We start from the raw sequence: 4786 nt of genomic DNA, 5'->3' as shown, positions 1-4786 counted from the left end.
AGTTGAATATTTTGACATAAAAAAACCGCCTTAAAAAATTAGATATTATGTCTAACTTTTTTAAGGCGGTACACATACATGATGTAATCCTTTTTATTTTCGTTTAAATATAGATTCAATCAAAGATATTATAAAGAACAGTGCTAGACCGCTAACCAATATTTTTAGAATTCTTAATGGACTGTTATTAAAGTCTACGTGTCCAACATAATGTATAATAAGCATTAAAATAAGGGATGGAATTAATACTAATACATTTATTAATGCATTTTCAACAACCCAATTAACCAGTACGTTTTTAATCGCTTTAAGTATCTTTTTAATTAACACCATATCCTTTAAATAAAAAATTTAATTTTTAGTTATCATAACATATTTTATAAGAAACTCTTAACATAAATAATATTTGTTTAATTTAAACCTTAAAAATTGTGTTTTTATTCACAAAGTATAAAATGAAACTTGTATACTAATGTTTGTATATATTTAAATAGCATATTAAATGTTATACAAAGGAGTTCAAAATTATGAAAGTTATTGTTATTGGTTGTACTCACGCAGGTACTTTTGCGGTTAAACAAATTTTAAAAAGACATCCGGATGCAGATGTAACTGTGTACGAGAGAAATGATAATATTTCATTCTTGTCTTGTGGAATTGCGCTATATTTAGATGGTAAAGTAGCTGATCCAAAAGGGTTATTCTATTCTAATCCACAAGAATTAAGTAATTTAGGTGCTAATGTTAAAATGTTGTACAATATTATTTCAGTTGATAATACAAATAAAAAAATTAAAGTTGAAGATTTATCTAAACACGAAACTTTTGAAGATACTTACGATAAGTTAGTTATGACCACTGGATCACTACCAGTTGTTCCACCAATTGAGGGTGCTGATAATCCACGAGTTCATTTCTGTAAAAATTGGCATGATGCCCAAAAGTTATTCCAAATTGCTAAAGATAACAAACGTGTAGCGGTTATTGGCGGTGGATATATTGGTGCTGAATTAGTTGAAGCTTATTCGAATCATGGTCATGATGTCACTTTAATTGATACTAATGACCGAGTTATGCACAAGTATTTTGACAAAGCTTTTACTGATAAAATTGAAACTAACTATCGTGAACATGGTGTTAAGCTTAACTTAGGTGAACGTGTACAAAAGTTTGCTGGTCAAGATGAATTAACAATTACTACTAATAAGGGTGATACAGTAGTTGACATGGCTATCTTATGTGTTGGCTTTAGACCTAATACCGACTTACTAAAGGGTAAAGTTGATATGATGCCAAATGGTGCAATTATTACTAATGAATATATGCAAAGCTCTGACCCTTCAATTTATGGAGCTGGTGATAGTGTAGCCGTACACTATAACCCTACTAACACATCTGCTTATATTCCATTAGCTACGAATGCGGTACGCCAAGGAATTCTCGTTGGTGATAACATTGAGAAGCCAACGGTTAAATATATGGGGACTCAATCTTCATCAGGACTAGAACTATATGGAGAAACGATTGTTTCCACTGGTCTGACCATGAAAATGGCTGAACAAGATAACATTGATGCACATCAAGTTATTTTCGAAGACAACTATCGTCCAGAATTCATGCCTACAACTGAAAAAGTTCTCATGTCATTGATTTATGACCCTAATACTCGTCGTATTTTGGGTGGAGCTCTAATGAGTAAGCATGATGTTTCACAATCTGCTAATACATTGTCTATATGTATTCAAAATAAAAATACAATTGACGATTTAGCAATGGTTGATATGTTGTTCCAACCTAACTTTGATCGTCCATTTAACTATTTAAATCTTTTAGCACAAGCTGCGCAAGATAAAGAAAGTAAGTAATTTATTAAAGCACTAAAGAGTACAATAACTTTTTAGTGTTTTTTTTATTTGGTTAAATTGTCATTTGTTACTTTAACTAATTAAAATATAAAATAAAAAAATAGCATAAAATAAATATGCTATTTCAAAAACTAAAACTTTCTTTCAATTTTATAAGCGCGTGCTTTTTCAGAGTCCCCTACTTGATCACTAACTTCAAATAAAAGGTGTTCGTTGTTTTCTTTATCTTTAACCATTACTAACGTATCTTTTTGTTGACGTTTATCAGCAGTAATTTGCGCTGTGCGGATAATGTCATTTGGATTTACATCTGAAGCAATTGCATTGCCTGGATTAAATAAAATGTCTTCATTCATGATATGTCCCCCTTATTTAACTAACTTAATAATATTACTATTATCATTTTATAGCTAGTAATTAATCTTTTTAATTAAGCGATATATAAAGCGGCAGATGATAAATTATTCACGATAAAAACGAACGTGTCGTTAGAGAACACTTTAGTATTTTACTAATTATTTCTAGATTAAATTAATTTATTTACACAAATAAGCATTCAAGATGTTACATGCGTTTAAAACATGTTAAAATTAATTTGTAATTGAATTCCTACTTTTGCCTAAAACAAGGAATTCCAAATCCTATTATAATAGGATTTATGAGAATTAATTTATTAAATAAATAGTAAGGATAAATGAATTATGATTAATAAACGTAAAAATAAAAAACTATTAATAACTGATGTCCAACCGCTTAGAACTCGAGATGACATTGAAGCAGTAAAAAATTATCTAAGAAAAGGTCGTTTTGGCGAAAGAGACTTGATGATATTCTTGGTTGGTATTAATACCGGTTTACGTTGTAGTGATATTGTACAACTAAGATTAGGCACCGTTGTTCATGATAAGACTCCATATATCTATGAACAAAAAACTGGTAAAAAACGTCAAGTAAACTTAAAAAACATTGCTAGAGAATTAGACAACTATATTCATAATCAAAGCTTTACTTCTATGGATGACTATTTATTCCCATCACGTAAACATAATGTATCAGAACATATTACAGTTAATGGCTTTTATAAAGTTATTCGTCGAGTAGAATTTCAAATGGGTCGTCATGATTTAGGAACACATACAATGCGTAAAACCTTTGGATATCACTTTTACAAAAAAACCAATAGTATCGCTATGGTAATGCAAGTCCTCAATCACAGCAATCCAGCCATTACTAAACGTTATATTGGTATTTCAGACGAAGAAGTTAATAATCAACTGAGCGACTTCATTCTATAATGTGATTCAAGCGAATTTCTTTTATTTAATAAATATATCAGATATAATTTATTTGAATATAAATAATGAAAGAAGCGGTTGTATGTCTGAAAAATTAACTACAAATGAAGGACAACCATGGGCTGACAATAATCATTCTCTAACTGCCGGCAATCGTGGTCCCGTATTAATGCAAGATTATCAACTAATTGAAAAATTAGCACAATTTAATCGTGAACGAATTCCTGAACGTGTTGTACATGCTAAGGGTGCTGGTGCTAAGGGTGTATTTACCTTAACTCATGATATGAGTAAATACACTAAAGCTGATATGTTTAATGAAGCCGGTAAAAAAACTGATATGACTGTGCGTTTTTCAGAAGTAGCTGGTGAATTGGGTTATCCTGATACTCTACGTGATGTACGTGGATTTGCATTGAAATTTTACACTAATGATGGAAATTACGATATTGTTGGTAATAATACCCCTATTTTCTTCATTAATGATCCTTTAAAATTCCCTGATTTCATTCATTCACAAAAACGTGAACCAGATTCACATTTACGTTCTCAAGATATGCAATGGGATTTCTGGGCACACTCTCCTGAATCAGTTCATCAAGTTACTTATTTAATGGGTGATCGTGGTAATCCAGCTAGTTACGCTAATATGAATGGATATGGTTCACATACTTTTAAATGGGTAAATGCTAATGGAGAACAATTCTGGGTTAAATATCACTTTATTGCTGAACAAGGTGTAAAGAACATGACTGAAGAACAGGCTACTAAGACCGCTTCTGAAAATCCAGATTACTTAATTCAAGATTTATATGATCGTATTGATAATGGTGATTTCCCTAAATGGAAAGTATGTGTACAAATCATTCCATTTGAAGAAGGGTTAAACTACAAATACGACTTATTTGACGTTACTAAGACAGTTTCACACAAAGATTATCCATTACAAGAAGTCGGTGAATTTGTCTTGAATCAAAATCCAGATAATTACTTTGATGATGTTGAAGAAGCAGCCTTCTCTCCTGCTAATTTAGTACCAGGTATCGAAGCTTCACCTGATAAATTATTACAAGGTCGACTATTTGCTTATAAAGATGCTGAACGTTATCGTTTAGGAGCTAACTATGAAAAATTGCCAATTAATCGTCCTAAAAATAAGGTAAACAATTATTCACGTGATGGTTTTATGTCACAAGGTCAAGATGGTTCTGTAAACTATGAACCTAATAGTCAAGATGGTCCGAAAGAAGATCACAATGCTAAAATAGCTCCATATGAAGTTAATGGAAACGCTGATCATTATGATACCTATGCTCCTGACTATTACTCTCAAGCTGGTGCTTTGTACAATGTATACTCAGAAGATGAAAAGCAACGTTTGATTGAAACACTTAAGAGTACTTTGGGAACTATTTCCAGTCATGAAAATAAAGTACTAGAAACTAAACAATTCTACAATGCCGATCATGATTACGGTACTAGAGTAGCTAAAGCCTTAGGTTTAGATTTAAGCGAAATTACTAAATAATTTAAATAAAAAGCTTAACCAATTATTGTACCGCCTTAAAAAAGTTAGACATAATATCTAATTTTTTAAGGCGGTTTTTTTATGTCAAAATATTCAAC

The 4786-nt window shown here is 31.0% G+C and carries 4 protein-coding genes; 3 read left to right on the top strand and 1 reads right to left on the bottom strand.

Features of this window, described 5'->3' with window-relative positions:
- Positions 1-527 precede the first annotated feature (527 nt).
- Positions 528-1865: an FAD-dependent oxidoreductase gene (locus K5Q11_RS07440; RefSeq protein WP_220752410.1), complete on the top strand. Its 1338-nt coding sequence runs from the start codon at positions 528-530 to the stop codon at positions 1863-1865.
- 131 nt (positions 1866-1996) lie between these two features.
- Here the strand turns inward: K5Q11_RS07440 and K5Q11_RS07435 are convergent, their stop codons facing one another.
- Positions 1997-2221, bottom strand: coding sequence for a hypothetical protein (locus tag K5Q11_RS07435; RefSeq protein ID WP_220752408.1), 225 nt, complete (start codon positions 2219-2221; stop codon positions 1997-1999).
- A gap of 345 nt (positions 2222-2566) precedes the next feature.
- Between K5Q11_RS07435 and K5Q11_RS07430 the strand changes: the two genes are divergently transcribed.
- Together K5Q11_RS07430 and K5Q11_RS07425 are read left to right on the top strand one after the other, a co-directional pair.
- Positions 2567-3160, top strand: coding sequence for a tyrosine-type recombinase/integrase (locus K5Q11_RS07430; RefSeq protein ID WP_220728560.1), 594 nt, complete (start codon positions 2567-2569; stop codon positions 3158-3160).
- Between the two features lie 82 nt (positions 3161-3242).
- Complete coding sequence (locus K5Q11_RS07425; protein WP_220752406.1) at positions 3243-4688, top strand: catalase; 1446 nt, start codon at positions 3243-3245, stop codon at positions 4686-4688.
- Positions 4689-4786: the final 98 nt, after the last annotated feature.

The sequence above is a fragment of the Apilactobacillus xinyiensis genome (genome assembly GCF_019656235.1).
GTDB classification, from domain to species: domain Bacteria; phylum Bacillota; class Bacilli; order Lactobacillales; family Lactobacillaceae; genus Apilactobacillus; species Apilactobacillus xinyiensis.
Note: the sequence above shows the minus strand (reverse complement) of the source record. Positions and strands in the feature narration are given on the sequence as shown.

Coding starts and splice junctions, on each gene's coding strand:
- K5Q11_RS07425 (WP_220752406.1), top strand. CDS start 3,243: ATGTCTGAAAAATTAACTACAAATGAAGGACAACCATGGGCTGACAAT.
- K5Q11_RS07430 (WP_220728560.1), top strand. CDS start 2,567: ATGATTAATAAACGTAAAAATAAAAAACTATTAATAACTGATGTCCAA.
- K5Q11_RS07440 (WP_220752410.1), top strand. CDS start 528: ATGAAAGTTATTGTTATTGGTTGTACTCACGCAGGTACTTTTGCGGTT.
- K5Q11_RS07435 (WP_220752408.1), bottom strand. CDS start 2,221: ATGAATGAAGACATTTTATTTAATCCAGGCAATGCAATTGCTTCAGAT.